The sequence below is a fragment of the Rheinheimera oceanensis genome (genome assembly GCF_018831085.1).
In the GTDB taxonomy this organism is placed as follows: domain Bacteria; phylum Pseudomonadota; class Gammaproteobacteria; order Enterobacterales; family Alteromonadaceae; genus Alishewanella; species Alishewanella oceanensis.
This window is the reverse complement of record NZ_JAGPNM010000030.1, coordinates 1-2,608: the sequence shown is the minus strand read 5'-3', so window position 1 is coordinate 2,608 and position 2,608 is coordinate 1. Positions and strand designations below refer to the sequence as shown.

Below are 2,608 nucleotides of genomic sequence, written 5' to 3'. Positions count from 1 at the left end.
GGTATTTTGATTGACGAAAAGGCCGTTGGCACCGATTTAAACAACAAATTTGTGCTGGTGGTAAACGCGGATAATCAGCTGGAGTACCGGGCGGTAAAGCTGGGTGAAAAAGTAAACGGCCTGCGCATTGTGCGAGAAGGGCTGACAGCAACAGACCGCATTGTGGTTAACGGCCTGCAGCGGGTCAGGCCGAATATGCAGATTGAACCCAAACTGATTGATATGGCAAGCGATGAACAACTGGTGGCACTGCGTAATAAACAACAATTGCTGGAACAAACCAGCGCAGCGTTAACCGCAGAGGCTGAAAATACCCGGGACGAAAGTGCTGATCATGCGGTAAACCGGGGTTAAGGAGGCAAAGATGTTCTCGCAATTTTTTATTAAAAGGCCCATTTTTGCCGCCGTTATCTCCCTGCTGTTTTTTATTGTCGGTGCAATAGCAGTATGGCAGTTGCCAATCAGTGAATATCCGGAAGTGGTGCCGCCTACCGTAGTGGTAACGGCTAACTACCCCGGCGCTAACCCCAAAGTGATTGCCGAAACGGTGGCCTCGCCACTGGAGCAGGAAATTAACGGGGTGGAGAACATGCTGTATATGTCATCACAGGCAACGTCTGATGGCCGTATGACATTAACGGTAACCTTTGCCATTGGCAGCGATGTAGATCTGGCGCAAAGCCAGGTGCAGGCACGGGTAGACCGTGCCATGCCGCGGCTGCCGCAGGAAGTACAGCGTTTGGGCGTGGTAACCGAGAAATCGTCACCGGATTTAACCATGGTGGTGCATTTAACTTCGCCGGATGAACGTTATGACCTGCTGTATTTGTCTAACTACGCGTCACTAAACGTCAGAGATGAACTGGCCAGGATTGAAGGTGTCGGCGCGGCGCGGCTGCGCGGAGGCGGCGATTACAGTATGCGTGTCTGGCTGGATCCGAACAAAGTTGCCGCTCTGGGTTTATCGCCGGCACAAATTACTGCGGCTATCCGCGAGCAAAACCAGCAAGCGGCCGCCGGTAGTTTAGGCACCCAGCCCAGCGGCGATGCCGACTTTCAGCTGCTGATCAACGTAAAAGGCCGCTTAGCTACGGTAGAAGAGTTTGAAGATATTATTATTCAGGTAGGTGCTAACGGCGAAATCAGCCGCTTAAAAGACGTTGCCCGTGTAGAGCTGGGTGCCTCTACCTACGCGCTACGATCCATACTGGATAATAAAGAGTCTGTAGCTGTACTTATTTTTCAGGCCTCCGGCTCTAATGCTATTCAAATCTCAAATGATGTACGGGCGAAAATGGCCGAGTTGTCAAAAAACTTTCCGGAAGGTTTAACCTACAGCCTTGTTTACGATCCAACCATCTTTGTGCGTGGCTCTATTGAGGCCGTGGTAAAAACCCTGCTGGAAGCAGTGTTGTTAGTGGTATTGGTGGTGGTGCTGTTTTTACAAACCTGGCGCGCCTCTATTATTCCGCTGGTAGCCGTGCCGGTGTCCTTAGTGGGTACCTTTGCCTTTATGCATCTGCTGGGCTTTTCACTTAATGCTTTGTCGCTGTTTGGTTTGGTACTGGCCATCGGTATCGTAGTAGATGACGCCATCGTGGTGGTAGAAAACGTTGAGCGTAATATCAGCGAAGGTTTATCGCCGGTGGCCGCGACACAAAAAGCCATGAAAGAAGTCACCGGGCCTATCGTTGCCACCACCCTGGTACTGGCGGCGGTATTTATTCCTACCGCCTTTATGTCTGGCTTAACCGGCCAGTTTTATAAGCAGTTTGCGCTGACCATTACTATTTCAACCTTTATCTCGGCCATTAACTCGTTAACCTTAAGCCCGGCTTTAGCTGCCATGTTATTAAAAGGCCATAACGAGAAAAAAGACGCCTTAACCCGCGGTATGGATAAGTTATTGGGTGGCTGGTTATTTGGCCCTTTTAACCGCTTTTTTGCCCGTTTGTCTGAAGGCTACGGCTGGCTGGTAAAAAAAGTGATCCGCTTTGGCGCAATAGTGGGCGTAATGTACGTGGTATTGGTGGGCTTAACCGGCCTGCAGTTTGCTACCACTCCTACCGGTTATGTGCCCTCTCAGGACAAACAATATCTGATTTCTCTTGTCAGGTTACCGGAAGCCGCTTCACTGGAGCGCACCGAAGCAGTCGTTCAGGAAATGTCCCGTATTGCGCTGCAACATCCGGGAGTGGCGCATGCTATAGGCTTTCCGGGTATGAGCTTTGACGGTAACAGCCCTAATTCAGCATTAATGTTTACCCCGTTGACAGATTTTGACCAACGTACCGATCCGGCAATGTCGGCCGCTGCTATAGCTGCAACATTAAGACAGCAGTTTGCCGGTATTGAAGATGCCTTTATTGCTATTTTCCCACCGCCACCGGTCAGAGGGCTGGGTTCCATCGGCGGTTTCCGCCTGCAGATACAGGACCGTGGCAATCATGGTTATGAAGAGCTGTACAAAGTCACTATGCAGGTTATGCAAAAGGCCCGTGCAACACCAGAGCTGACGGGTGTTTTCTCCGGCTACCAGGTCAATGTACCGCAGCTGGACCTGGATATCGACCGCACCAAAGCCAAACAGCAAAGCGTAGCACTGGAT

At 50.8% G+C, this 2,608-nt stretch carries 2 protein-coding genes; both read left to right on the top strand.

All coding sequences use genetic code 11. The annotated features are described in order from the left end of the window. Positions 1–354 (top strand): permuted SH3 domain-containing protein (locus tag J3B89_RS21450; RefSeq protein WP_491009109.1); only part of this gene is annotated, 354 nt, incomplete at its 5' end. 10 nt (positions 355–364) lie between these two features. Further along, positions 365–2,608: efflux RND transporter permease subunit (locus J3B89_RS20885; protein ID WP_215768309.1), on the top strand; the 2,244-nt coding region annotated here is incomplete at its 3' end.